This is a genomic window from Peribacillus sp. NPDC097295 (assembly GCF_044761665.1).
In the GTDB taxonomy this organism is placed as follows: domain Bacteria; phylum Bacillota; class Bacilli; order Bacillales; family DSM-1321; genus Peribacillus.
Map to the genome: position 1 here is coordinate 3,466 of NZ_JBIWCW010000034.1, position 1,391 is coordinate 4,856.

Here is a 1,391-nt window from a genome sequence, read left to right on the forward strand (position 1 = left end):
CATAAAGGCGGAGCTGTGATGGCGAGGGAAATATAGTACCGAAGTTCCTGATTCCACACTGCCAAGAAAAGCCTCTAGTGAGATGTAAGGTGCCCGTACCGCAAACCGACACAGGTAGGCGAGGAGAGAATCCTAAGGTGTGCGAGAGAACTCTCGTTAAGGAACTCGGCAAAATGACCCCGTAACTTCGGGAGAAGGGGTGCTTTTTAGGGTGAATAGCCCAGAAAAGCCGCAGTGAATAGGCCCAGGCGACTGTTTAGCAAAAACACAGGTCTCTGCGAAGCCGCAAGGCGAAGTATAGGGGCTGACACCTGCCCGGTGCTGGAAGGTTAAGGGGAGAGGTTAGCGCAAGCGAAGCTTTGAACCGAAGCCCCAGTAAACGGCGGCCGTAACTATAACGGTCCTAAGGTAGCGAAATTCCTTGTCGGGTAAGTTCCGACCCGCACGAAAGGTGTAACGATCTGGGCACTGTCTCAACGAGAGACTCGGTGAAATTATAGTACCTGTGAAGATGCAGGTTACCCGCGACAGGACGGAAAGACCCCGTGGAGCTTTACTGCAGCCTGATATTGAATTTTGGTACAGCTTGTACAGGATAGGTAGGAGCCTGAGAAACCGGAGCGCTAGCTTCGGTGGAGGCGTTGGTGGGATACTACCCTGGCTGTATTGAAATTCTAACCCGCGCCCCTTATCGGGGTGGGAGACAGTGTCAGGTGGGCAGTTTGACTGGGGCGGTCGCCTCCTAAAGAGTAACGGAGGCGCCCAAAGGTTCCCTCAGAATGGTTGGAAATCATTCGCAGAGTGTAAAGGCACAAGGGAGCTTGACTGCGAGACCTACAAGTCGAGCAGGGACGAAAGTCGGGCTTAGTGATCCGGTGGTTCCGCATGGAAGGGCCATCGCTCAACGGATAAAAGCTACCCCGGGGATAACAGGCTTATCTCCCCCAAGAGTCCACATCGACGGGGAGGTTTGGCACCTCGATGTCGGCTCATCGCATCCTGGGGCTGTAGTCGGTCCCAAGGGTTGGGCTGTTCGCCCATTAAAGCGGTACGCGAGCTGGGTTCAGAACGTCGTGAGACAGTTCGGTCCCTATCCGTCGCGGGCGCAGGAAATTTGAGAGGAGCTGTCCTTAGTACGAGAGGACCGGGATGGACGCACCGCTGGTGTACCAGTTGTCTTGCCAAAGGCATAGCTGGGTAGCTACGTGCGGAAGGGATAAGTGCTGAAAGCATCTAAGCATGAAGCCCCCCTCAAGATGAGATTTCCCATGGCGCAAGCTAGTAAGATCCCTGAAAGATGATCAGGTTGATAGGTCAGAGGTGGAAGCGTGGCGACATGTGGAGCTGACTGATACTAATAGATCGAGGACTTAACCAACGCTTTTTGAAAA

1 rRNA gene (running past one end of the window) is annotated in these 1,391 nt (G+C 53.8%); it reads left to right on the plus strand.

Annotated elements, in window-relative coordinates:
• Positions 1-1,378, plus strand: a 23S ribosomal RNA gene (locus tag ACIQXN_RS21490) (it extends 1,655 nt beyond the left edge of the window).
• Positions 1,379-1,391 lie beyond the last annotated feature (13 nt).